This is a genomic window from Nocardioides insulae DSM 17944 (genome assembly GCF_000422825.1).
GTDB lineage: Bacteria > Actinomycetota > Actinomycetes > Propionibacteriales > Nocardioidaceae > Nocardioides > Nocardioides insulae.
The window spans coordinates 522,415-545,851 of record NZ_KE383928.1 but is presented as its reverse complement, the minus strand read 5'-3'; the positions used below and the strand labels follow the sequence as shown (position 1 = coordinate 545,851).

Genomic DNA, 23,437 nt, shown 5'->3' with positions numbered 1-23,437 from the left:
GGGGGATCGGGAAGTCAGGGTTGGGTCAGTCCTGGTCGGCACCGGGCTCCGATGCCCGGTCGTGGGTGGTGGTCGGCTCAGGGTGATCGGCGGCGGCCGACTCGGTGGTCTCTGCCGGGCCGGTGGTCTCGGTGGTGCCGGTCGACTCCGTATCGCGGGAGTTGAGCGCGAGGAAGGATGAGTAGACGTCGAGCAGGGACTGCTTCTGGCGCTCGGTGAGTCGGGTGTCGCCGAGCACGGCGAGCTCCACGGAGCCACCGACGCCGTCCTCGGGGCTGAGGATGCCGGCGCGCACGTAGAGCTGCTCGGCGGAGATGCGCAGCGCCTTGCCGATCTGCTGCAGCACCTCCGCGGACGGCTTGCGCAGCCCGCGCTCGATCTGGCTCAGGTAGGGGTTGGAGACTCCGGCCTGGTCGGCGAGCTGGCGCAGGGAGAGCTTGGCGCTGACCCGCTGCTCCTTGAGGTAGTCGCCCAGCGACTGAACCGTCTTGGTGACCTTGCTCGTGACCATGCCTCCATTGTGCTAACTCTTGCTAGCAAAATCAAGCGGGCAGTTAGCAAAATCCTTCAGACGAGGGCGCGGATCTCCCCCACCGTGGTGCCTCCACCGCTGAGCGGGTGCGCCCCGGTCGCCCTCAGCGCGACCCCGTCCACCCAGTCCTCCCGATCCACCCCGGAGCGGACCAGCGCGGCGGCCATCACGATCGGACGCACCCGGTCGGCACCGTCCTCGACCTTGAGTGCCCAGGCGCGCCCGTCCGGGGTGGCCAGTACGTAGACCGCCTCCGCCCCCAGTTTGGCGATGGCGCCCGGCATGGCGGTGAGCAGCCGGTGCTCGTCGCGGGTCGTGCCCGAGACGTTCGCCGGGTGGCGCCGGATCGCCTCCGCCACGGCGTGCTCGGCGAGGTCCGATGCCTCCTCGGCACGGGCGACGGCGAGCCTGCGGAAGGCGCGGGCGAGCCCGATCAGCGAGGCCGACAGAAGCGGGGCGCCGCACCCGTCGACGGCGACGTACGGCGTCTCGCCGGTGAGTTCGGCGAAGACAGCGGTGATCCCACGCTGGAGCGGATGCTCCGGGTCGAGGTAGTCGGTGAGACTCCAGCCGTTGGCCAGGCAGGTGAGCAGCATCGCGGCGTGCTTGCCCGAGCAGTTCATGGTCAGTCGGCTCGGCTCCGCGCCGGAGCGCATCGCGGCCTCCCGTACGTCGGGCCACATCGGCCAGTCGACGGGGCACTGGAGAGCTGACTCGTCCAGTCCACCGCGCGCCAGCATGGCCCTGACCCCCTGTACGTGGAAGTCCTCACCGGAGTGGGACGCCGACCCCAGTGCGAGGAGTTCAGGTGGCAGATCCAGCCCGAGCCGGACCATCGCAGCGGCCTGGAGCGGCTTGTTGCACGATCGGGGGAGGATCGGCGCCGTGGGGTCACCGACCGCCCAGTCGACCTGACCCTCGGGAGTGAGCGCGACCACCGACCCGCGATGGCCCCCCTCGACGAAACCCGAACGGACGATCTCGGCGATCTGCACAGACTGCGACATGCGCACAGCCTAGGGAGACCCGCGTGCCACACTGACGCCCGTGTCGACGCCTCCCCAGTACCACCCCACCGCACGCGAACTCGACGACCTCGAGCTGATCTCGACCGGAGCCCTCCCGGGCCCCGTCAACGCACCCGGCAGCCCGCTCACCCTCACGCTCCCCGACGACGTCGGCACCGCCGCCCGCGCCGCCGGCAGGGTCGAGATCGTGGACCCCGAGGGGCTCCCCCTGGTCGCGGTCACCTGGCCCGAGGGGGCGGTCAGCCCCCTGACCCACGCCCAGTACGGCCCCTTCCGACGCCTCTACCTCTCCCCCGCGCAGGCACGCGCCCAGCACGCCGGTCGCACGGTGGTCCCGGTGACCGGGCCGCTCACCTACGCCGAGCTCGACCGGATCTCCGAACTCGGCCCGGTCCTACTGCTCACCCTCGTCGGGCACGGCACCCCCGACCTCTCGTCGGTGGCGCTGATCCGGGCGACCCTGCTCGCCACCGGCCACCTCGACGACGCGGTCGTGGTCGCGGTGCCGCTGGCCGCGCACGACGACCCGGCCGCCGACCACGAACTCGGTCAGAGGGTGGCTGCGGCGTACGCCGGCGACGACCCGGTCCGGGCGCTGCCTGACCTCCTCGACTCCGGAACAGCGCAGGAGTTCCCCGCCGACGTCGCGGCGGTCATCGACCATGATCAGCCGCCCACCGAGGAGCAGGGACTGGTGCTCTTCTTCACCGGCCTCTCCGGCAGCGGCAAGTCGACCATCGCGCGGGCCCTGATGGACCGACTGCTCGAGCAGGGGGTCCGCACCGTCACGAGCCTGGACGGCGACGTCGTACGCCGCAATCTCTCCGCCGGGCTCACCTTCTCCAAGGAGGACCGGGAGACCAACATCCGCAGGATCGGCTGGGTGGGCGCGGAGATCGCCCGGCACGGCGGGGTGGCCGTGTGCAGCCCGATCGCGCCGTTCGACTCGACCCGCAAGCAGGTCCGCGAGTACGCCGAGGCGGCGGGTGGTGCCTTCTTCCTGGTCCACGTCGCGACCCCCCTCGAGGAGTGCGAGCGGCGTGACCGGAAGGGTCTCTACGCGAAGGCCCGGGCCGGCCAGATCCCGGAGTTCACCGGGATCAGTTCGCCCTATGAGGAGCCCGAGGACGCCGAGGTCCGCGTCGACACCACGGGCCGGAGTATCGAGGACGCGCTCGGCGACGTCCTGATCGCGCTGCGCGAGGCGGGATACCTGGACCTGGTCTGACGGCGCGCCAGGCGACTCCTCCGCTGCGGCGCAACGCTCACCTACTCTCGTAGTCGTCGGCCGTCGCCCCCGCACTGGCGCCGACGGCCACACCACGACCCGCGCCGTCCGATGCGGGGATTTGGTCCGGCCCGCACCCAGCCCCCTACATTTTGTCGACTACTTCTATCGGCTTTACTTCGTCACCCGACGATCTCGGCCCGAACAGAAAGCAACCGACGTGCTCGAACTCTTCACCGTCTCCGCACTGGCCGTCCTCGTGGTCAGCTTCGGCGTCGGCATCGTCGTCGGCCTGACCGGCATGGGTGGTGGAGCCCTGATGACCCCCGCCCTGATCTTCCTCGGAGTCAACCCCACCGCCGCGGTCGCGAACGACCTGGTCAGCGCGTCGGTGAGCAAGTCGGTCGGCGCGACGGTGCACTGGCGACACGGGTCGCCCAACCTGAAGCTGGCGATCTACCTGATCTGCGGCTCGGTTCCCTTCGCCCTCGCCGGCGGGTTCATCGTGCACGCGATCGGCGGCGGCGGCGAGGGGTCGGACAGCTTCGTGAAGATGGCCATCGGCGTCGCGCTGCTCTTCGCGGCGGGCACCTACACGCTTCGGATGTACCTCCAGTTGCGTCTGGTCACCGGGGGCAACGTCGCGCCGAGTGAGGACATCTCGATCCGTCCGATCCCCACCCTGCTGGTGGGCGCGGTCGGTGGTCTTCTGGTCGGCATCACCTCGGTCGGGTCGGGCTCGCTGATCATGGTGGCCCTGCTCCTGCTCTACCCGATGCTCTCCGCGGTGAAGCTGGTCGGCACCGACCTGGTCCAGGCGGTGCCGCTCGTCCTCGCCGCGGCGATCGGGCACGTGGTCACCAGCGGTGTCGACTGGGAGGTGCTCATCCCGCTGCTGCTGGGCAGCGTGCCCGGCACGTTCCTGGGTGCCCGGATGGCCAGCTGGGTCAGCCAGTCGGTGATCCGGCGCGGCATCGTGATCGTGCTCAGCCTGACCGGTCTGAAGATGCTCGGCGCCCCGCCCGAGGCGGTCGGCATCATCGGCGCGGGCATGCTCCTGCTCGGTCCGCTTGCCTGGGGGTTCATCCGGCAAACGCGCGGACTGCCCCCCTTCGACAAGAACTCCGGGGCGTGGTGGCACGACCGCGAGATGTCCGACTCCGGCACCCCGCGCACGTGATGGCGGGTCACGGGCCGGCACTCCCAGCGCCCCGTAATCTGCTGGGCGCCCCCTGCGTCCTCGGTCTCACCGCCGGGCTCGGTTTCTCGATCCCACTGATCCCCCGGTTAGGCTGTCAGCTGCTCAACCCCCAAGGAAGGCATCCCCGTTGACCGCAACCCACGCCGACTACCGGCTGAGTCAGCTCGACCAGCTCGAGGCGGAGTCGATCCACATCTTCCGTGAGGTCGCCGCCGAGTTCGAGAAGCCCGTCCTGATGTTCTCGGGCGGCAAGGACAGCATCGTGATGATGCGACTGGCCGAGAAGGCCTTCTACCCGGCGAAGATCCCCTTCCCGGTGCTCCAGGTCGACACCGGCTTCGACTTCCCCGAGGTGCTGGCGACCCGCGACAACTGGGTCAACCGCCTGGGCGTCAAGCTGATCGTCGCCAGCGTCGAGCAGGCGATCAAGGACGGCGTCGTCGTCGACGACGGCAAGACGCCGCGCAACCGACTGCAGATCGGCACGCTGCTCAACGCCCTGGAGGAGGGTGGCTTCACCGCCGCCTTCGGTGGCGGCCGGCGTGATGAGGAGAAGGCCCGCGCCAAGGAGCGCGTCTTCTCCCACCGTGACGAGTTCGGCCAGTGGGACCCGAAGAACCAGCGCCCCGAGCTGTGGAGCCTCTACAACGGGCGGCTGCACGAGGGCGAGCACATGCGGATCTTCCCGATCTCCAACTGGACCGAGCTGGACATCTGGGACTACATCGGGCGTGAGGCCATCGAGATCCCCTCGATCTACTACTCCCACCAGCGCCGGGTGTTCCAGCGCGACGGGATGTGGCTCAGCGAGACCCCGCACAACCCGCTCCGCGAGGGCGAGGTCGTCGAGGAGCGCACGGTCCGCTTCCGCACCGTCGGCGACATGACGCTGACCGGCTGCGTGGAGAGCACCGCGAGCACCGTGCCCGAGATCATCGACGAGGTCGCCGCGGCCCGGGTCACCGAGCGCGGCGCGACCCGTGGCGACGACCGCTTCTCCGAAGCGGCCATGGAGGACCGGAAGAAGGAGGGCTACTTCTGATGGCCACCGACACCCAGCCCACGACCGGCGAGCCGACCACCGGCCCGGACATCACCACCGGCATGGACCTGCTCCGCTTCGCGACCGCCGGCTCGGTCGACGACGGCAAGTCCACCCTCATCGGGCGGCTGCTCTACGACAGCAAGTCGATCTTCGAGGACCAACTCGAGGCGGTCGAGTCGACCAGCCAGAGCAAGGGCCACGAGTACACCGACCTCTCCCTGCTGACCGACGGGCTCCGCTCCGAGCGCGAGCAGGGCATCACCATCGACGTGGCCTACCGCTACTTCGCGACCCCCAACCGCAAGTTCATCATCGCGGACACCCCGGGGCACGTGCAGTACACCCGCAACATGGTCACCGGTGCCTCCACCGCCGACCTCGGCCTGGTGCTCGTCGACGCCCGTAACGGCCTGACCGAGCAGTCCCGCCGGCACGCGGTCCTCCTCTCCCTGCTGCGGGTGCCGCACCTGGTGCTGTGCATCAACAAGATGGACCTGGTCGACTACTCCGAGGAGACGTACAACCGGATCCACCAGGAGTTCACCCAGTTCGCCACGAAGCTGAACATCCCCGACCTCGAGGTCATCCCGATCTCGGCGCTGCAGGGTGACAACGTCGTGGAGCGCTCGCAGAACATGCCGTGGTACTCAGGCCCGACCCTGATCCACCACCTCGAGCACATCCACGTGGCCTCCGACCGCGACCTGATCGACGCGCGCTTCCCGGTCCAGTACGTCGTCCGGCCGAAGTCCGACGACTTCCACGACTACCGCGGGTACGCCGGCCAGGTGGCCGGCGGCGTCTTCAAGCCCGGCGACGAGGTCGTCGTCCTCCCCTCCGGGATGACCAGCACGATCGCGGGCATCGACCTGTTCGACGAGGAGGTCGCCGAGGCCTTCCCGCCGATGTCGGTGACGATCCGACTGGCCGACGACGTGGACGTCTCCCGCGGCGACATGATCGCCCGGGTGAAGAACGCACCCGAGCCGGTGCAGGACATCGACGCGATGGTCTCCTGGATGACCACCAAGCCGCTCCAGCCCCGGCAGAAGCTGGCGATCAAGCACACCACCCGCACGGGTCGTGCCCTGGTCAAGGACATCCAGTACCGCCTGGACGTCAACACCCTGCACCGTGACCAGGACGCCACCGAGCTCGGCCTCAACGAGATCGGCCGGGTCCAGCTGCGCACCACCGTGCCGCTGCTGGCCGACCCCTACTCGAAGAACCGCACCACCGGCTCGTTCATCCTGATCGACGAGGCCACCGGCGTGACCGTCGGGGCCGGCATGATCAACGGCTGACGCCCCTCACCACCACCAGGGCCCGCCTCCTACCGGAGGCGGGCCCTGCTGCGTCCGCCCCCGCTGCGACACGCTCCACCTGAGCAGCCCCGCCCTGGGCGCCGGGGCGCTCGGTCGCTAGCGTGGATGACCATGGCTGCTGAGGAACCGACCGAACACCGGGGGATCCGCCGAGGACCCCGCCGCATCCCGCACCCGGCGCTGGATCAGGCGCTGGGCGACAACGAGGTCGTCACCGGCGACCGTCCCATCGACAAGGTCGTCTTCGGCGTCACCGCATCGATCGCGATCGGCTTCGTGATCTGGGGCTTCGTGAGCACCAGCACGCTGGCCTCGGTGGCCGACGAGGCCCTCAACGGGACGATGAAGTACCTCGGCTGGCTCTTCGTCCTGACAGCCTCCGGGTTCGTCGTCTTCACCATCTGGCTCGCCCTCGGCAAGTACGGCTCGATCCCGCTCGGCCGGGACGGGGAGGAGCCGGAGTTCCGCACCTCCTCGTGGATCGCGATGATGTTCTCCGCCGGCATGGGCATCGGGCTGATGTTCTTCGGGGTGAGCGAGCCGCTGACCTTCTTCGCCGATGACGGCGACGCCCAGATCCCCGGCACCGAGGGGTTCTCCCCCGCCGAACGGTCCGAGGTCGCTCTCGCCCAGACCCTCTTCCACTGGACTCTGCATCCCTGGGCGATCTACGCCGTGGTCGGCCTGACGCTGGCATACGGCATCTTCCGCAAGGGGCGCTCGCAGCTGTTCAGCTCGGCGTTCATCCCGCTGATCGGGGCTCGCCGGGCGGAGGGCGCGCTCGGTCGCGTGATCGACATGCTGGCCATCTTCGCGACCCTGTTCGGGTCGGCGGCGTCCCTGGGTCTCGGCGCGCTACAGATCTCCCGAGGCCTGGAGATCGTCAGCGGCATCGGCGAGGTGGGCAACGGCGTCCTCGTCGCGATCATCACCGTCCTCACCATCTGCTTCATCCTCTCCGCCGTCTCCGGGATCGATCGCGGCATCCAGATGCTCTCCAACATCAACATGGTGCTCGCGCTGATCCTGGCCGTATTCGTCTTCGTCGTCGGACCGACGATGTTCATCTTCAACGTGCTGCCCGAAGCGATCGCGTCGTACGTCGACCAACTACCGACCATGGCCGGACGGACCGACGCGCAGGGCACCGACGTGGCGAGCTGGCTGAGCAGCTACACGGTCTTCTACTGGGCCTGGTGGATCTCGTGGACCCCCTTCGTGGGCATGTTCATCGCGCGGATCTCGCGCGGTCGCACGGTGCGCCAGTTCGTCACCGGGGTGCTGCTGGTGCCGAGCCTGGTGAGCCTGGTCTGGTTCGCCATCTTCGGCGGTAGCGCGATCAACCTCCAGGCCGCCGGCGAGCAGATCTACCAGGGCGCCACCGAGGACCAGTTGTTCAACCTGTTGGACCAGTTCCCCTGGGCCACGGTCACCAGCATCCTGGTGATGGTCCTGGTCGCGATCTTCTTCGTCTCGGGCGCGGACGCCGCCTCGCTCGTGATGGGCTCACTCTCCCAGCGGGGCACCACCGAGCCCGGCCGTGCCACCGTCATCTTCTGGGGCGCCGCCACCGGGGCGGTCGCGGCGGTGATGCTCTGGGTCGGCGGCGAGGACGCGCTCACGGGTCTGCAGAACATCACCATCGTGGCGTCGGTGCCGTTCGTCTTCGTGATGATCGCGCTGTGCGTGTCGCTGGTGCGCGACCTGATGTCGGACCCGTTGATCATCCGCACCCACTACGCCCGGCAGGCGATCAACGACGCCGTCGTCGCCGGAGTCACCGAGCACGGGGACGACTTCGTCATCTCGGTCGAGGCCGACCCGGACGCCGAGGGGGGCACGGACGACACCGCCGCCCAGGAGGACCTGGCGAAGGCCGCGGCCGACGTGGAGACCATCGACCCGGACGACGAACCGCGATCCTGACCTCAGGCGGCTGTGGTCGAGGGATCTCCCGTGGGTGATCCCTCGACCACCGCCGGCCCTGGACCACTCAGCAGAGCGGACGGACGCGCACGTTGCGGAAGGACACCACGTCGCCGGCGCTGCCGTGGGCCTGGAGCCCGATGTGCCCGGTGAGACCACGACTGCTGGAGTCGGGGTCGTTCGGCCGCCCCGGGAAGGGCAGCCCCGGAACGTTCTCGAACTCGTTGATCACCTCGCCGTTGCGCAGCACGGTGTAGTGCTGGCCGACCACGCGGATCTCCAGATCGTTCCAGACGCCCTTGTCCGTGGACCGGGCAGCAGCGAGATCCAGGTCGGCGAAGCCGTAGATCGAACCGGTCTTGCGCGGATCGTTGCCGCCGGTCTCGGGCGAGTCGTTGATCTGGATCTCGTGGCCGCAGTTGACCGCGATCCAGGAGAGATTGCCGGTCTCGCTGCCGTTGAAGGTCGTCGGGCAGCCCTCGACCGGCCCCCACAGTTCCGGGAACCGGACCTGGACGCCGCTGTTGCCGCGCCCCTCGCCGGGCGCGTCGTCACGGAACTGGAGGCGCAGGGAGAAGTCGCCGTACTCCTCCGGGGTGTACCACAGCGTGCCGAATCCCCCGGTCGCTCCCACCCGGCTGCGGATGACCCCCTCGGGCAGGAGGTCGAAGCCGCCCACACCGGCGTAGGCCCAGTCGGCGAAGGACTCCGGCGTCCCGTCGAAGAGCATCTGGTAGCCGGGCACCTTGCCGACCTCGGAACGGGCTGCTGCCACCCACAGCCGGAGCGCCGTGGAGCGGCTGATCTCACCGTCCTTCACCAGGTCCCGGGTGACCCCGAGGACGTGTACGACGAACCGCCCGTGGCTGCGCCAGGAGGCCTCGTCGTCGAGGACGTCGTTGAGCGTGCACCCGCCGCTGAGGCTCTGGTTGGCGATCCGGGTGTCGTCGTCGAGGAGCACCACCGTGGGCCGGGCGTCCGGAGCCTCGCAGGTCGGGGCCGGAGGCACCGCGCTCGCCGCCGTCGGCGCGAGCGAGGCCGTGGCCGTGGCTGCGGCCACGAGCATCGCGGTGAGCCCCGCAGCGCCCCTCCATCTGCTGAATCGGGCGCGGCGTGGGTGGGGACCTCGGAACATGGGGACTCCTGTGCGTCGGGTGACCTGCATCACTCCCGACGCTAGGGATGCGGGGTCCTGACCTCAAGCCTCCCGACGCACTTTCGCAGCCGACCCTCGAAAGTAGCCGCTCCTCGTCCTCCGGTCCCAGGCCGCCGGTCGGGTCACTAGGGTGGGCCCGGTGCGTGCCGTACTCCAGCGAGTCTCCTCCGCCTCGGTCATCGTCGACGACGAGGTCGTCGGCCAGCTCTCCTCCCCCGGGCTGCTCGCCTATCTGGGCGTGACCCATGCCGACGGACCGGAGCAGGTGGCGTGGATGGCTCGGAAGATCTGGGAGCTACGGATCCTGCCCGAGGAGCGGTCGGCCGCCGACCTGGGGGCACCGGTCCTGATGGTCTCCCAGTTCACGCTGTACGGCGACGCACGGAAGGGCCGCCGTCCGACCTGGACGGCGGCCGCTCCCGGGCCGGTCTCCGAACCGCTCTACGACGCGGTGTGCACGGAACTGGTGCGCCTGGGCGCCACCGTGGAGCGGGGCGTCTTCGGGGCACAGATGGAGGTGCGGTCGGTCAACGACGGACCGTTCACGGTGCTGCTCGAGACGCCCTGATCTCGGCACCGCCGGTGCGGCACGCGAGAGGTCAGCCACTCAGCTGGATCGCGCCTCAGAGCGCGCCCTTCTTCTCGTCGCCACACGGCTCCGGCGTGCACAGGGTGATCTCGCTGGGGCCCTCGACGAGGTCCTTGGTCTTGGCGCCGAGCGCCTTGAACACATCGGACTCGGCGTGCCGCTGGAGGGCCTCCTTGTCGGCGTACGACTCCACCACGACGATCTTGGAGCGTCCGCTCCGGTGGAGCGCGAAGAGCAGGCAGCCCGGGTCGGCGTGGTAGTGCGGCGCGGCCTCCTTCATCGCGGCCAGGACGGCGTCCTGCTGGCCTTCCTTGGCGGTGATCACGGCGACGACATTGACGGTCACAAAGGGTCCTCTCCTCGAAGTGGGCGCCACCTGACGACCCATAGGGCGTGGTGGTGGTCACACCGTATCCCTGACTGAGCGCTCAGTCACCGGCCTCCCCGTGGGAAAGGCCGCTGCCATACCGCCCCAGTATCACCTCATGCGACATCAGGCTTAGACGAGCATCACATGGACGACCTACCTTCTTACCGGACGTGGCGACGCTCACTTGGTCGCCGCCTTCTGCCGTGCCCACAGATCTGATTGAGAGCTGACCCATGCCTCTCCTCGTCGTCGCCATTGCCGTGGCGATCCTCCTGGTGCTGATGACCCGTTATCGGCTCAACGGGTTCATCGCCCTGTTCGTGGTCGCCATCCTGGTCGGCCTCGTCCAGGGCATGCCCGTCTACGACGTCTACGACTCGATCCTCGAGGGGGTCGGTGGCCAACTGGACGAGCTCGTGCTCATCCTCGGCTTCGGCGCGATGCTCGGCAAGGTGCTGGCCGACAGCGGGGCGGCGGACCGGATCGCGCTGAGCCTGACCCGGGCGTTCGGCATCTCGAGGGTGCAGCTCGCGGTGATGCTGACCTCGGTGTGTATCGGGATCACGCTGTTCTACGAGGTGGCCTTCGTCCTCCTCATCCCGCTCGTCTTCACGCTGGTCCGCCAGCATCGGCTGCCACTGCTGTGGGTCGGCCTGCCGATGTCGATCACGCTCTCCACGATGCACAGCTTCCTGCCGCCGCACCCGGGCCCGGCCGCCGTGGCCGGCACCTTCGGCGCCAGCCAGGGGCTGACCCTGCTCTACGGCCTCCCGATCGCCTGCGTCGCGGCGGCCGTGGTGGGCTACACCTGGCCGCGGCTCCCCTTCGTCCGGGCGATGAACCCCACCATCCCGACCGCCCTCACCACCGACCGAGACTTCGCCGAGGAGGACCTGCCGCGGCTGGGCACCTGTATCGCCGTGGTCGCGATCCCGATCGCGATGATGGCGGTCTCGGCGGCGACGATGCTCTCCCTCCCCGAGGGCTCCTCGACCGCCAAGTCGATCGAGTTCTTCGGCGAGGCGCCGATCGCCCTGCTGGTGGCGCTCGTGCTCGCCGTGGTCCTGCTCGGCGGCAACATCATCCGGCTCAACGCCCGTGCCGAGCAGCAGCTGGTCGCGGTCGGCGCCGGATCCGCCGGTACGCCGGGCGGCTCGGGTGTCGCCGGCGGCGGCACCGGGTCGGCGTACCTCGAGCGCCCCGCGCCCCCGACCGGCCTGACCGCCCGCTTCCAGGCCGCGATGGAATCCTGCGGCGACGCGGTCAAGCCGATGGCGCTGATCATCCTGGTCATCGGCGCCGGCGGCGCGTTCAAGCAGGTGCTCGTGGACTCCGGGATCGCCGACTACATCGAGCAGCTGACCCACGGCTGGGACATCTCCCCGCTCATCCTCGCCTGGGTGATCGCCGCAGTGGTCCGAGCCGCTCTGGGGTCGGCCTCGGTAGCGGTCGTGACCGCGGCCGGCATCGTGATGCCGCTGCTGGGGGACGGGGTCTCCCCCGAACTGATGGTCCTGGCAGTCACCTCGGGCAGCATCGCCTTCTCCCACGTCAACGACCCGGGCTTCTGGCTTTTCAAGGAGTACCTCAACCTGTCGGTGATCGACACCATCAAGGTGCGCACCACCTACAGCACGGTGGTCGGCGTGATCGGGCTGCTCGGCGTCCTGACCCTGAGCACGGTGGTCTGAGGCCACCGAACCGGCCCAGACGAACAGCGGCCCGTCCCCGACCGGGGACGGGCCGCTCTCGCGTCGGCGGTCAGCCTCGGTTCATTCGCCCTCGAGGATCCGCTTGATCGCCGCCAGGGTGGCGGGGATGTCGTGGTGGGCCGCCTTGGTGCGGTCCTCGGCCGCCCGGGCGGCACCTTCACCGAAGGTGGTCTCGAAGAACGTGAGGCCCGCGGAGGTGAACTCCCAGCTCTGGGTCAGCTCGGTGCCGCCGCCCTGCGTCGGTCGCATGGCGAAGCTCCAGCGGACGAAGCCCTTGCCGACCATCCAGGCGAACTCGGACCCCGGCTCGGCGGCCACGACCTCGGAACGGGTCTCCCAGGTCCGATCGGGGGTCTCGTTGCGGCCGATGAAGGACGCGCCCACACGCGGACCGTCGCCCTCCTCCCAGCGGCACTCGCGGCAGGTGGGCGACCACTCCCCGGTGCGGGTCACGTCCGAGACGACCGCGTACACCTCCTGGGGGGTGGCGGCGATGTCGATCGAGTCGCTGTGTGTGCGCGGTGTCAGATCCATGGACCGAAGGATGGCAGGTCGCCGACGCACAACGTCCTGCGCCCCGGCTGTGAGCAGCCGGGGCGCAGGACGTTGTCGTGAACCGGGTGAGCGGTCAGCCGACCTGGATGACCACCTCGGCCACGCTGCCCGTCGCGGCGTGGACGACCTTGTCGACCGGCTCGGCCTTGGGCGCGAGGGTGCGCAGCGTCCACTGGCCGTCTCCAGCGAAGAACCGGAAGTGGCCGGTGGCCGAGGTCGGGACCTCGGCGGTGAACTCACCGGTGCGGTCGAGGAGTCGGACGTAGGCGCCGGCCAGCGGCTCGCCGTCGCGGGTCACCTGACCCTGGATCACGGCCTCCTTCGCGACGTCCACGCCCGCCAGGGACAGACCGCCCTCGGTCGCGCCGCACATCAGGCGACCCCTGCCTCGTCGCCGAGCGCCACGGGAACGCCGACCAGGCTGCCGTACTCGGTCCAGGAGCCGTCGTAGTTCTTGACGTTCTCCTGGCCGAGGAGCTCCTTGAGCACGAACCAGGTGTGCGAGGACCGCTCGCCGATGCGGCAGTAGGCGATGGTGTCCTTGCCGAAGTCGACGCCGGCCTCCTCGTAGATCTTGCGGAGGTCGTCGTCGGACTTGAAGGTGCCGTCGTCGTTGGCCGCCTTGCTCCACGGGACGTTGGCCGCGGTCGGGATGTGCCCCGCGCGCTGGGCCTGCTCCTGGGGGAGGTGGGCCGGGGCAAGCAGCCGACCGGCGTACTCGTCAGGGCTGCGGACGTCGACCAGGTTCTGGGTGCCGATCGCCGCGACGGTCTCGTCACGGAAGGCACGGATGCTGAGGTCCTGCTCGGTCGCGGTGTAGCTGGTCGCCTCACGCTTGACCGGCTCGTCGGTCAGCTCGCGGGCGTCGAGCTCCCACTTCTTCCGGCCGCCGTCGAGCAGCTTGACGTCCTGGTGGCCGTAGAGCTTGAAGTACCAGTAGGCGTAGGCGGCGAACCAGTTGTTGTTGCCGCCGTAGAGGACGACGGTGTCGTCGTTGGCGACGCCGCGGTCGGAGAGGAGCGCTTCGAACTGCGCCTTGCTGACGAAGTCGCGACGCACCTGGTCCTGCAGATCCGTGGTCCAGTCGAGCTTGATGGCGCCACGGATGTGGCTGCGGTCGTAGGACGAGGTGTCCTCGTCGACCTCGATGAGCACCACCTTCGGGTCGTCGAGGTGCTCCTCCACCCACTGGGCGGAGACGAGGGAGTTCTCGCGGCTCATGTACTTACCTTTCTGTGCTCACCGGGCCCGGTGAGGGGAATCTGGGAGGGCGGGGCAGGGAGGCGAACGGGTCGCGGGCGGCCGCTCTGTTCTCCGACCCGGAGGGCGGAGCGAGGAGGGCCACGACGGAGCCGGGGCTGGCCACGGCCGCCGCACGGGGCGGCGGAACGCAGGGGCGGCGAGAGGCCGCAGGAGGCAGTGCCCTGGCTCAGCTGGACATTCGACACAGCGCCGAACGCACACGGCAGTGGTCGACTGCGCGGCGACGGGTCAGCATGGTCGAGAACACGAGGAAGAGACTAGGCGGCTTGGGCGAGGAGGAAAAACGAACCGACCACATCATGAGACTGGCGTCTTGTCATTCGAGACGGGTGGTGGAATGACTCCCGCCAGGACGCTCAGCACCTGCCGGCGCGACGGCACACCCTCCGCCCTCCACACCTCACGCCCACCGGCGTCGAGCACCAGCGTGGTCGGCGTACTGCGCACCTCCAGGGCCCGCACGATGGACAGGTGTCGCTCGGCGTCGACCTCGAGATGCACCACCCCCGGCACCAGCGCAGCGGACCGCGCGAGCGTCGTACGGGCCATCCGGCAGGGCGCGCAGAACGCCGAGGAGAACTGCACCAGCGTGGCCCGCTCCCCCGGCACCGCATCGCCGACGGCCGGGGCGAGGGTCTGCCAGGTGGTCACGCCCGGCGCAACCACGCCGGCTGCACGGACATTCCCGCGGGGCGGCACGCCCCGCCGATCAGCCGCCCGCGAACGGCGGCAGGAACTCCACCGTCTGACCGGGGTGGACGACGACCTCCTCGGCCGGTCTGGTGCCGGCCGGCTCGTCGCCGATCAGCGTCGAACACGCCCCCAGCACCGCCTCCAACCGGGTGTCGGCGTGCCGCTCCAGGATCCGACGCACCACCTCGGCGAGGGCGATCGGACCGGTCACGTCGAGAACGTCCTGAGCGGTGCCGGACGCGGCCTTGGCCGAGGCCCAGTAGCGCACCAGGATCGATTTCGGCTCCGCGTCGACACCCCGAACCTGTGAGTGACTCATCTCACGCCCACACCTTTCTCCTCCCCCGGAAACGGCCGAGCCGTCGGCTAACATGCCGTCCAAGGATCGACGACCGAGGCCCAACGCTGTGTTTCGGTGCTCCTGACTCCGTCCGGGGAGGCTACAACCCGTATGAGCACCATCCTGCTGTTGACCAAGGCACTGCAACCCTCCGCCGAGGTGCTGCCCGCGCTCGCGCTGCTGGGCCACTCGGTGAAGATCCTCCCTGCGGAGGGCAGCGCCCTGCTGGAGGCACCCGACTCCGATCTGCTCCTGGTCGACGGGCGTCAGGATCTGGCGCAGGTCCGCGACCTGTGCCGCCTGATCCGCACCACCGGCACCGAGATCCCGGTCCTGTTGATCGTCACCGAGGGCGGACTGGCCGTGGTCAACCACGACTGGGGCATGGACGACGTGGTCCTGCACACCTGTGGTCCGGCCGAGCTCGAGGCCCGGATCAAGCTGGCGCTCGGACGGCTCGCGGCCGAGCGCGACGCCAGCGACCCGGAGGCCCATGTCATCCGCACCGGGGAGGTCGTGGTCGACGAGGCCAGCTACACCGCCAAGGTCGGCGGCCGCACGCTCGATCTCACCTTCAAGGAGTTCGAGCTGCTCAAGTACCTCGCCCAGCACCCCGGCCGGGTCTTCTCCAGGCAGCAGCTGCTGCAGGAGGTCTGGGGGTACGACTACTTCGGCGGCACCCGCACCGTCGACGTTCACGTACGCCGCCTGAGGGCCAAGCTCGGCGCCGAGAACGAGACCCTCATCGGCACCGTCCGCAACGTCGGCTACCGGTTCGTCCTGCCCAGCTCGGAGAAGGACGGCGCGGCCCGCGCCGGCGTCCCCGCTCCTCGCTCGGTCGACGCCTGAGCCGGAACCGGAGCCGGGCTGGTCCTCGGCCGGACCGGCGGGGCGAGCGGGCCCCGAACACGCTCCGCGACCTCTAAGCTGAGCGGGTGGACCACATCGCCGAGATCGCCCGGGCCGCGGAGCACTACGACGGGGCCGCGCCGCTGGACGAGGCCACCGTGCTGGCCCTACGGCACCGTCCCGACTCCGCCCGGGTGTGGGGAGATCCCGATGGCGTCGCCGTGCTCCTCGGAGACGAACTCTCGCTGGTCACCCGGCCCTCCGCACGGGGACACGGTCTGGGCGGCAGGCTGCTCGAGGAGGCGCTGACTGAGATTTCGGGACCGATCCGCGCCTGGTCGCACGGTGACCATCCGGCGGCGGCGGCACTGGCCGCCCGGTACCGGTTCCGACGCACCCGTGAGCTGTGGGTGATGCGGCGCCCGGTCACCGAGGACCTCGAGGCCCCCTCCGCACCGGAGGGCGTGAGCCTGCACGGCTACACCTCGAGCTGGGAGAGCGAACTGCTCCGGGTCAACGCCGCGGCGTTCGCCGACCACCCGGAGCAGGGCGCGCTGGACGGCCCCGGACTCGCCGAGCGGATGGGGGAACCCTGGTGGGACGCGGCCGGACTGATCCTGGCCACCGAGGAGGATCGCCTGCTCGGCTTCCACTGGACCAAGCGGCACTCCAGTCGACTGGGCGAGGTGTACGTCGTCGGCGTCGACCCGTCCTCCCAGGGTCGTGGGCTGGGCCGGATCCTCACCTCGGCCGGCCTGGCGCACCTCGCCGACCTGGGGGTCGCCGAGATCCACCTCTACGTGGAGTCCGACAACACGCCGGCGATCCGGCTCTACACCGGGTTGGATTTCACCCACGCGCCCGCTGACACGCACGTGCAGTACGCCCGCGACTGACTCCCGCCGCGGCGACCGACCGGGCTCATGCGCCGAGTGCGGACCACGCTACGGCGGCGACCGTCGTTGCGTCGTGACGCAGGTCGTCCCCGCCCGGCGCCCCTCCTCGGGGGCCAGCCAGCTCGGATGCTCGGGGCGCTCGCGCCTGCACACCCCTCAGCGAAGCTTGGGGCGCACGTGCAGCCCGACCTCGGGGTCGACCAGCACCTCCTGGGCTGCCGGCATGCCGTCGACCTCGAGCTGGGCGGTGACCTCGACGTTGCGCTTGACCAGGCCGAGCGCGATCGGCCCGAGTTCGTGGTGACGCGCCGAGGAGCCGACGAAGCCGACCTGCTTCTCACCGGCCTGGAGCGGAGCACCTGCTTCGGGCAGACGGTTCTCCGAGCCGTCGAGGTGCAGCAGCACGAGTCGCCGGGGTGGGCGGCCCAGGGTGTGCACGCGGGCCACCGTCTCCTGGCCCCGGTAGCAGCCCTTGTCCAGGTGGACGGCGCGCCACGGCTCATCGGCCAGGCTCACCCAGCCCACCTCGTTGGGGATGGTCCGCTCGTCGGTGTCGACGCCGAAGCGGGGTTCGCCCCGCGCGATCCGGAGTGCTTCGAAGGCCCACATCCCGGCGGCGGGACCGACCGCGTCGGCGTACGCCGTGAGCTGGTCGCGGGCGATGAAGGAGTAGCCGGCGTCCCTGCCCTCGCCGGCCGGCCGCCAGACCGTGGCCAGCCCGGGCTCCTGGGTGAGGGTCACATCGGACCAGAACTTCATCCGCTCCAGGAAGCCGAGCAGGCCGGCACCCGCGCCCGGTTCGGTCCAGGCGGTGAACGCCTCACCGTCGTCGACGCCGGCGAGGAAGTGCTCCACGTGACCCTGCGGGGAGAGCACCAGCGCGGTGGTCCAGACACCGGGCCCGAGCCCCTCGAAGTGCTGCGAGGTCAGCGAGTGCAGCCAGGTGAGCCGGTCCGGTCCGGCGATGCGCAGCACGTCGAGGTGGGAGAGGTCGACGAAGCCGTCACCGGCCTCGAGCCGACGCTGCTCGAGGTTGAAGGAGCCGTAATGGGCTGCGACCGGGGCGTCGGCTCCGTCGCCGGCCACGGCTCCGGGCAGGGCGAGCAGGGGGCTGGTCATGTTTCCTCCACGTGTTCGGGATCCGGACAGGAGCGACACCGACCGAACACGGTCAGATGTCCGAGATCCGGCTCGAAGTCGAAGTCGTCGCCGAGGACGGCCACGAACGACTCCGCTCGTTGGACGTCAACCGAGATCACCCGCGAGCAATTCCGGCAGACGAGGTGGAAGTGCTCGTGCTCACCCACGGAGTGGAACGTCGGCGCGCGGTCGCTCAGATGGGCGTGCCGCACGAGCCCGAACTCCTCGAGCACCTCGAGGGTGCGGTAGACCGTCGAGATGTTGATCGAGGTGGACTGGGTGTGCACCTCGGTGAGCACCTCGTCAGGGGTGGCGTGCCCGAGGGTCTGGACCGCTCGCAGGATGAGCTCACGCTGTGGGGTCAGACGCCGGCCGGAGCGGCGCAGCCGCTCACGCCAGTCCCCCTCGGGGTCCGTCCCGGGTTCAACTCCCTGCTCCGGTGCCGCCATGATGCGCCGATCAGGCTCGCTTCAGTCGCGCCCACAGGTGCGGCTGGAGCGCCTGCCCCATCGCCGCCATGTCGAAGGCGTACATCAGGTCGCCCTCGACGTTGCCGTAGAGCCGCTTGCCGGCGGTGTACTCCTTGGCCGACTCGGTGCGGCCGACCGCGTCGGTGGCCAGGTCGAGCTTGCCGCCCTCCGCAGTGCCGTACCAGACCTCGACGATGCCGGAACTGTGGGTGAGGACCAACTCGACCTTGCCCTCGGGACGGCAGCGCAGGAACCCGGTCTCCAGGGCCGCGTCGCGCACCTTCTCGCCTGTCTCGGGGTCGATGATCCAGCTGCGAGCGAAGTAGTGGAAGAAGGGCCGCCCGTCGTGGGCGAAGACCAGCTCCTGGCCGTATTGGAACGCGTCGATGGTGGGATAGTCACCGTGGCCGTTGCCCCGCCAGGTGCCGAGCATCCAGGCGACCGGTCCGCAGTCGGGGTGGAGATTGTCGGGCAGTTCGAATGGCACGGCCCCGAGTCTACGGTTTCCGCTCCCCCGGCGCCCGGTCGGCGAGGATCGCCCCCGGCCGGGTCAGCCGAGCAGATCTGCGAGGGCGACGCTGTCGATCCCGACCGCCTCCCCCACGGGGGCGTTGGTGAGCCTGCCGGCATGGGTGTTCAGTCCGAGCGCGAGGCTGTGGTCGACCCGGCAGGCGTGCGCCCAGCCACGGTCGGCCAGCGCCACGACGTAGGGAAGGGTCGCGTTGGTCAGCGCGTACGTCGAGGTGTTGGGCACCGCGCCGGGCATGTTCGCCACGCAGTAGAAGATCGAGTCGTGCACCGGGTAGATCGGATCCGCGTGCGTGGTGGGATGGGTGTCCTCGAAGCAGCCGCCCTGGTCGACCGCGATGTCGACCAGGACCGAGCCGGACTTCATCTGGGAGACCAGCTCGTTGCTGACCAGCTTCGGCGCGGCCGCGCCGGGGATCAGCACCGCGCCGACGACCAGATCGGCCTGCCGGACCTGCTCGGCGATGGTCAGCCTCGAGGAGGCCAGCCCGTGGACCCGGTTGTTGTACCGCCAGAACGACATCCGCAGCTTGTCCAGGTCGGTGTCCAGCAGGGTGACGTCGGCCCCCATCCCGAGCGCGATGTTGGCGGCGTTCTGGCCCGCGACCCCGGCACCGATCACGACCACCTTGGCGTTCTGGACCCCGCCGACCCCGCCGAGCAGCACCCCGCGGCCGCCCTGGGCCTTGAGCAGCGCGTGCGCCCCGACCTGGGGCGCTAGACATCCGGCCACCTCAGACATGGGGTAGAGCAGCGGCAGCGCCCCCGAGGGGAGCTGGACGGTCTCGTAGGCCAGCGCGGTGGTGCCCGCCCCCAGCAGCGCCTCGGTGAGCGGCTTGTCGGCGGCCAGGTGGAGATAGGTGAACAGGGTGAGGTCCGCGCGCAGCCGGTGGTACTCCTCCGCGATCGGCTCCTTCACCTTGAGCACCAGTTCCGACTCGCCCCAGACGTCATCGGCACGCGCCAACACCCGGGCGCCCGCCGCGGCGTACTCGTCATCGGAGATCGCCGACCCGGTGCCGGCACCCGCCTCGATCCTGACCTCGTGGCCGTGCTGCACCAGCTCGTGGACACCGATCGGGGTGATGGCCACGCGGTACTCGTGGTTCTTGACTTCCCTCGGGATGCCGACCTTCATGTCACTCTCCTGCCGCAGACGTCTCACCCGGCCCACCTACGACATCGATCATGGTGGTTGGAACCCGGTTCAGGGAACCCGTCGGCGGGTACTGGACGTCCACCGCCGACGCGCCCACGACGTCCTGTGCCGGGACCGGGCCGTGATCCGGATCGCGGCGACACGCCACCGACCCGGTCGATAGGATTCCCGCGATGGATGAGACCCCGCAGCCGTCGGAGGGACGCCGGTGGTTCCGGCGCTCATCGGACGCCGACCTGCCCTCCCCCGAGGAGATCGCCCGGCAGATCGCCGAACACACCGCCACCGCCGAGCGGGCTGTGCGACTGCGCAAGGCGGCCGAGCAGGCTGGCGCCGAGCAGGCCGCCGAGCGGATCGCCGCCGAGGAGTCGGCCACGGAGGCCCAACGACTGCGTGCCGAGGCCGACCAGCGAGCGGCCGAGGCCGTCGAGCAGGCCGACCGGGCGCACCGGGCGCTGGCCGAGGCCGAGCAGCGGCTGGCGGAAGCCACCCGGCTGCGGGCCGAGGCCGAACAGGCCGCGACCGAGCAGATCTCCGCCCGCACCTCGGCCGAGGAGGCCACCACCCGGCAGGCCGCGGCCGCGGAGGAGGCCGAGAGGCGCCGCACCGCCGCCGAGGAGGCGGCCACCGCCCAGGGCGAGCTCCGCCGTCAGGCCGAGGAGGCCGCCGCCGAGCGGGCCACCGAGGCCTCCTCCGCGCACGAGGCCCGCACCGCGGCGGAGGCCCTCGCGACGGAGGCCTCCGTCCAGGCGGCGGGCGCGCAGGAGGCTCGCCGTACCGCCGAGGAGGTCGCCCGCACGCACGCCGAGGAGGCTGGTGCCGCCCTCGAGGCCCGCACCGCGGCCGAGCGGGTCGCCGCCGCCCAGGCCGAGACTGCGCGCAGGGCGGATGCGGCGCGCCAGGAGTCGACCGAGGACGCGGCCCAGGCCCACCAGGGCCGCGCCGCGGCCGACCGGGACGCCGAGGCCCAGGCCACCGCACGGGCCGCCGCCGAGGAGGCCGCCCGCAAGCAGGCCGCTGCGGCCCAGTCCGCCCACGAGCTCCGCGCCAAGGCGGAGGCGGTCGCGCGCCACGCCGAGGCCGCGGCACGCGAAGCGCACACGCGACGGGAACAGGCCGAGTCCGCGGCCGAGGAGCAGGCGGCCCTGGCCGCCCAGGCGGCCCAGGCCGAACACGCCGCGCACCGCCTGGCCGAGGAGCAGGCCGAGGCCGCGCGCGCCGCAGCCATCGCGGCCGACCAGGCCCACCGCGCCCGTCTGGACGCCGACGACACCGCCCGCCTGTCGGCCGCCCGGGCCGAGGAGGCGATGACCGCCCGGCACCTCGCCGAGGAGGCGGCGTCGGCTGCGATCGCCGCCCGGGCCGCCGCGGAGGACGCCCTGACCGCCGAGCTGGATCGACACACCGAGACGGCCCGCGAGCGGATGGCCGCCGAACACCGCACCGCCGAAGCGGTGACCCGCATCGCCGAGGTGGAGGCCGAGAGCGAACGCCGGGTCAGCGCGGCCCGTCAGGCCACCCTGACCGCCGAGGCGTCCGCGGCCGAGTCCGCCCGGCTCCGCACCGAGGCCGAGGAGCGGGCCGAGCAGGCGGCCATCGACCGTCAAGCCGTGGAGGCCGCGATCCGGCATCACACCGAGCTCGTCGAGGCCGCCCTGCGCGACCGGGCTGCGGCCGAGCAGCGGGCGCTGGAGCTCGCCCGCGAACTGGTGACCCTGCGCGAGCAGGTCGTGACCACGATCAGGGAGAAGGGCTCCAAGCGCAGCATGGCCGCACTCCAGCTCGCCCTGGAGACGACCTCCGCCCCGGCCGAGCTCGCCTCCGAGGCCCGACCCGCGACCGCCCCCGCGGACCGACCGCCATCGGGGAGCGCTTCCCGGAGCGCTGGCGCCCGGCGCGGCCCGTCGTACTCCTCGGCCGAGGCTCCTCCCCCGCACGATCCGGAGGTGGAGGTTCGCAGCTTCACGCCGGAGGGCAGGGCGGGTGCCATCGACGCCGGCGAGGTCACCGTGACCGACACCGGCATCGTCGACATCCGGCGTGGCACCCGGCACCACCGCTTCGACCTCTACGACCGTGCGGTGAGGCTGGAGGTGCACGGCCGACCGGGCCAGCGCCGGTGGCGGGTCGAGTTCCGCAACCCCGAGGACCCGGAGCCGGTGGTCGTCGATGCCAGACTGGTCGACCCCGAGGAGTTCTCCCGCGAGATCCTCCGCTGGCGGCCCTCCGCCGTGGCGGACTGAGGCTCTCCGAAGCACCCTCTTCGCGCACGCCGACCCGCTCCGCCGTCGCTCGATTCGCCCTTTCGGCGAAGCGACTCGACCGGTCGGAGCCCGTGGGTCGGGCTCAGCCGAGGCCGGCGCGGAGGGCCTGGACCAGTTCGGCGACGGCGGCAGGCGAGGTGCGGCCGAGGCCGGTGACATTGAGGAAGCCGTGGATCTGGTCCTCGAAGCGGCGCAGCTCGACCCGGACGCCGGCCTCGCGGAGCCGCTCGGCGTAGGCCTCCCCCTCATCGCGCAGCGGGTCGAACCCCGCCGTTGCGACGTACGCCGGAGCGACCCCGTCGGGCACCTTGGCCTCGAGCAGCGCCAGCCGTGGGTCGGCGCGATCGGCCTCGGCGGTGAGGTAGCCCTCGGTGGCGACCTGGATGAACTCGCTGGTCAAGAAGTAGCCCTGGCCGAACACGCGGGCGCTCCGGGTGTCGTGGTCGGCACTGGTCACTGGGTAGATCAGCAACTGGAAGGCGCACTCCGTGGTGACCTCGAGGGCGACACCGGCGGCCAGATTGCCACCGGCCGAGTCACCGCCCACGCCGAGGCGCTCGGGGTCGGCGCCGAGTTCGGCGGCATGGGCGCGCACCCAGGCGAAGGCGGCCACGGCGTCCTCGCACGGTCCGGGGAAGCGTGACTCCGGGGCGAGTCGGTAGTCCACCGACAGCACTCGGACGCCGGCCCCCTCGGCCAGCACCCGGCACGGCGCGTCATGGGAGGCGAGGCTGCCGTAGATGAATCCGCCACCGTGGAAGAAGACCAGCAGCGGGTCGCCCTCGCCCGTCGACCCGCTCGGGACGTAGAGCCGCGCCGGCAGGTCCGCGACGGTCAGGTCGCGGGTGGAGCCGATCCAGGGGTCGCCGCCGATGAGCCGGGCCTGCTGCTCCAGTGCCTCCCGTGCCTCCGACAGGGGGAGGGTCGGCAGCGCCGGCTCGCGCGCCAGCTTCTGCAGCCACAGCATCAGCTGGGTGTCGGTGGCCAGCGTCTGCCCGTCGACCTCCACCGGAGAGCCGACGATCCGCCTCTGCACGGACTCGGGAAGCCCCATCGCGGCGGAGAGCACGCGGCCCTGTACGGCGGAGCCGAGGCCGGCCAGCCGCTCGGCGCCGCGGAGCAGGGACCCGGGTAGATGGAGAGCGATCACCCCGCGAACTTACCCGGC

24 protein-coding genes are annotated in these 23,437 nt (G+C 70.8%); 10 read left to right on the top strand and 14 right to left on the bottom strand.

What is annotated here, in order from left to right; genetic code table 11:
- Positions 1–25: 25 nt before the first annotated feature.
- Positions 26–511 (bottom strand): helix-turn-helix domain-containing protein, encoded by a 486-nt coding sequence (locus G515_RS21300; RefSeq protein WP_036555506.1) that lies wholly within the window; start codon positions 509–511, stop codon positions 26–28.
- Between the two features lie 56 nt (positions 512–567).
- Positions 568–1,539 (bottom strand): asparaginase, encoded by a 972-nt coding sequence (locus G515_RS0112760; RefSeq protein WP_028660437.1) that lies wholly within the window; start codon positions 1,537–1,539, stop codon positions 568–570.
- 40 nt (positions 1,540–1,579) lie between these two features.
- On the opposite strand from G515_RS0112760, the gene cysC reads away from it, so the two are divergent.
- From cysC to G515_RS21295, 5 genes are all read left to right on the top strand, one after another.
- Positions 1,580–2,788: an adenylyl-sulfate kinase gene (cysC, locus tag G515_RS0112755; RefSeq protein ID WP_036555501.1), complete on the top strand. Its 1,209-nt coding sequence runs from the start codon at positions 1,580–1,582 to the stop codon at positions 2,786–2,788.
- 220 nt (positions 2,789–3,008) lie between these two features.
- Positions 3,009–3,968 carry a sulfite exporter TauE/SafE family protein gene (locus tag G515_RS0112750; protein WP_028660435.1) on the top strand — a complete coding sequence of 320 codons (960 nt, stop codon included), beginning with the start codon at positions 3,009–3,011 and terminating at the stop codon, positions 3,966–3,968.
- Positions 3,969–4,116: 148 nt separating this feature from the next.
- Positions 4,117–5,031: a sulfate adenylyltransferase subunit CysD gene (gene cysD, locus G515_RS0112745; RefSeq protein WP_028660434.1), complete on the top strand. Its 915-nt coding sequence runs from the start codon at positions 4,117–4,119 to the stop codon at positions 5,029–5,031.
- Positions 5,031–6,338 carry a sulfate adenylyltransferase subunit 1 gene (locus G515_RS0112740; protein ID WP_084653542.1) on the top strand — a complete coding sequence of 436 codons (1,308 nt, stop codon included), beginning with the start codon at positions 5,031–5,033 and terminating at the stop codon, positions 6,336–6,338. Before cysD ends, G515_RS0112740 begins: the two co-directional genes overlap by 1 nt.
- Positions 6,339–6,470: 132 nt before the next feature.
- Positions 6,471–8,285, top strand: a complete 1,815-nt coding sequence (locus G515_RS21295; protein WP_211221026.1) for a BCCT family transporter — start codon at positions 6,471–6,473, stop codon at positions 8,283–8,285.
- 67 nt (positions 8,286–8,352) lie between these two features.
- On the opposite strand, the gene G515_RS0112730 is transcribed toward G515_RS21295, so the two are convergent.
- Positions 8,353–9,351 (bottom strand): 3-keto-disaccharide hydrolase, encoded by a 999-nt coding sequence (locus G515_RS0112730; protein ID WP_028660432.1) that lies wholly within the window; start codon positions 9,349–9,351, stop codon positions 8,353–8,355.
- Between the two features lie 229 nt (positions 9,352–9,580).
- Here G515_RS0112730 and dtd point away from each other — a divergent pair, with 229 nt between their 5' ends.
- Positions 9,581–10,009: a D-aminoacyl-tRNA deacylase gene (gene dtd, locus G515_RS0112725; protein ID WP_028660431.1), complete on the top strand. Its 429-nt coding sequence runs from the start codon at positions 9,581–9,583 to the stop codon at positions 10,007–10,009.
- Positions 10,010–10,064: 55 nt separating this feature from the next.
- Here dtd and G515_RS0112720 read toward each other — a convergent pair whose 3' ends face one another.
- Positions 10,065–10,376: a putative quinol monooxygenase gene (locus G515_RS0112720; RefSeq protein ID WP_028660430.1), complete on the bottom strand. Its 312-nt coding sequence runs from the start codon at positions 10,374–10,376 to the stop codon at positions 10,065–10,067.
- A gap of 257 nt (positions 10,377–10,633) precedes the next feature.
- Between G515_RS0112720 and G515_RS0112715 the strand changes: the two genes are divergently transcribed.
- Positions 10,634–12,091, top strand: a complete 1,458-nt coding sequence (locus G515_RS0112715) for a GntT/GntP/DsdX family permease (protein WP_028660429.1) — start codon at positions 10,634–10,636, stop codon at positions 12,089–12,091.
- Positions 12,092–12,172: 81 nt separating this feature from the next.
- On the opposite strand, the gene G515_RS0112710 is transcribed toward G515_RS0112715, so the two are convergent.
- The 5 genes from G515_RS0112710 to G515_RS0112690 all read right to left on the bottom strand — a co-directional run bounded on the left by G515_RS0112710 (position 12,173) and on the right by G515_RS0112690 (position 14,942).
- Positions 12,173–12,646: an SRPBCC family protein gene (locus tag G515_RS0112710; protein ID WP_028660428.1), complete on the bottom strand. Its 474-nt coding sequence runs from the start codon at positions 12,644–12,646 to the stop codon at positions 12,173–12,175.
- Between the two features lie 94 nt (positions 12,647–12,740).
- Positions 12,741–13,040: a DUF1416 domain-containing protein gene (locus tag G515_RS0112705; RefSeq protein ID WP_028660427.1), complete on the bottom strand. Its 300-nt coding sequence runs from the start codon at positions 13,038–13,040 to the stop codon at positions 12,741–12,743.
- Positions 13,040–13,888, bottom strand: coding sequence for a sulfurtransferase (locus G515_RS0112700; RefSeq protein WP_028660426.1), 849 nt, complete (start codon positions 13,886–13,888; stop codon positions 13,040–13,042). The genes G515_RS0112705 and G515_RS0112700 overlap by 1 nt, the downstream gene beginning before the upstream one ends.
- 339 nt (positions 13,889–14,227) lie before the next feature.
- Positions 14,228–14,596 (bottom strand): thioredoxin family protein, encoded by a 369-nt coding sequence (locus G515_RS21290; protein ID WP_051218349.1) that lies wholly within the window; start codon positions 14,594–14,596, stop codon positions 14,228–14,230.
- A 43-nt stretch (positions 14,597–14,639) separates the two neighbouring features.
- Positions 14,640–14,942, bottom strand: coding sequence for a MoaD/ThiS family protein (locus tag G515_RS0112690; RefSeq protein ID WP_051218348.1), 303 nt, complete (start codon positions 14,940–14,942; stop codon positions 14,640–14,642).
- A gap of 132 nt (positions 14,943–15,074) precedes the next feature.
- On the opposite strand from G515_RS0112690, the gene G515_RS0112685 reads away from it, so the two are divergent.
- On the top strand, positions 15,075–15,812 hold the full coding sequence (locus G515_RS0112685; RefSeq protein WP_028660424.1) for a winged helix-turn-helix transcriptional regulator: 738 nt from the start codon (positions 15,075–15,077) through the stop codon (positions 15,810–15,812).
- An 86-nt stretch (positions 15,813–15,898) separates the two neighbouring features.
- Positions 15,899–16,708, top strand: coding sequence for a mycothiol synthase (mshD, locus tag G515_RS0112680; RefSeq protein ID WP_028660423.1), 810 nt, complete (start codon positions 15,899–15,901; stop codon positions 16,706–16,708).
- Positions 16,709–16,864: 156 nt separating this feature from the next.
- On the opposite strand, the gene ygfZ is transcribed toward mshD, so the two are convergent.
- From ygfZ to ald, 4 genes are all read right to left on the bottom strand, one after another.
- Entirely contained in the window at positions 16,865–17,827 is a 963-nt protein-coding gene (gene ygfZ / locus G515_RS0112675; RefSeq protein WP_028660422.1) for a CAF17-like 4Fe-4S cluster assembly/insertion protein YgfZ, read from the bottom strand.
- Positions 17,824–18,297: a Fur family transcriptional regulator gene (locus tag G515_RS0112670; RefSeq protein ID WP_051218347.1), complete on the bottom strand. Its 474-nt coding sequence runs from the start codon at positions 18,295–18,297 to the stop codon at positions 17,824–17,826. Before G515_RS0112670 ends, ygfZ begins: the two co-directional genes overlap by 4 nt.
- Before the next feature lie 10 nt (positions 18,298–18,307).
- Positions 18,308–18,805: a heme-binding beta-barrel domain-containing protein gene (locus tag G515_RS0112665; protein WP_028660420.1), complete on the bottom strand. Its 498-nt coding sequence runs from the start codon at positions 18,803–18,805 to the stop codon at positions 18,308–18,310.
- 63 nt (positions 18,806–18,868) lie between these two features.
- Positions 18,869–19,984, bottom strand: coding sequence for an alanine dehydrogenase (ald, locus tag G515_RS0112660; RefSeq protein WP_028660419.1), 1,116 nt, complete (start codon positions 19,982–19,984; stop codon positions 18,869–18,871).
- 194 nt (positions 19,985–20,178) lie between these two features.
- On the opposite strand from ald, the gene G515_RS22755 reads away from it, so the two are divergent.
- Positions 20,179–22,248, top strand: coding sequence for a coiled-coil domain-containing protein (locus G515_RS22755; RefSeq protein WP_028660418.1), 2,070 nt, complete (start codon positions 20,179–20,181; stop codon positions 22,246–22,248).
- 103 nt (positions 22,249–22,351) lie between these two features.
- Here the strand turns inward: G515_RS22755 and G515_RS0112650 are convergent, their stop codons facing one another.
- A complete protein-coding gene (locus G515_RS0112650) occupies positions 22,352–23,419 on the bottom strand; it encodes an alpha/beta hydrolase (protein ID WP_245565383.1) in 1,068 nt (355 codons plus the stop codon).
- Positions 23,420–23,437: the final 18 nt, after the last annotated feature.